The organism is Shewanella sp. GXUN23E, from assembly GCF_050865035.1.
Taxonomy (GTDB): domain Bacteria; phylum Pseudomonadota; class Gammaproteobacteria; order Enterobacterales; family Shewanellaceae; genus Shewanella.
In genome coordinates this window covers 1-555 of sequence record NZ_JBOZWP010000060.1, presented here as the reverse complement: position 1 = coordinate 555, position 555 = coordinate 1, and the positions used below count along the sequence as shown (strand labels likewise).

Here is a 555-nt window from a genome sequence, read left to right as displayed (position 1 = left end):
GGCAGGCGCGCCTGAGCCCACGCCATAATCGAGGGTGGCGGCATCTGAGCCGCTGGCGCTGTTGCCGGCCGCATCACTGACGGTGGCGGTCACGGTCAGGGTAGTGCCACTGGCCGGTGGGGTCACGGTCAGGCTCAGGCCGTTATCCAGCATCGCCTGGGTGACCGTGCCACTGAACAGTGCATTGCCATCCTGGTCGGTGACAGTGAGGCTGTCGCCCACGGCGGTGCCGGCGCCCAGGGTCACGGTGATGTTGATATCACCGCTGAGCTCGGCGTCATTGATGTAGCCATCGTTGTTGGCATCCTCAACAATCACCACAGTGGGGCTGGCTGGTGCACCTGAGCCCACGCCGTAATCGAGCAGCGCACTGTCACTGCCCGAAGCGCTGTTACCTGCCGGGTCGGTGACGGTGGCCGTCACAGTCAGGGTGGTGCCACTCGCCGGCGCCGCCACACTCAGTGCCAGACCATTGTCCAGCATGGCCTGGGTGACGGGGCCAGAGAACAGCACATTACCGGCCTGGTCGGTCACGGTGAGGCTGTCGCCCACCAC

Annotated in this window: 1 pseudogene; it reads right to left on the bottom strand. The window is 65.6% G+C overall.

What is annotated here, in order from left to right:
- Positions 1–555: pseudogene (locus tag ACRRUX_RS20605) on the bottom strand (hypothetical protein); the annotation flags it as partial.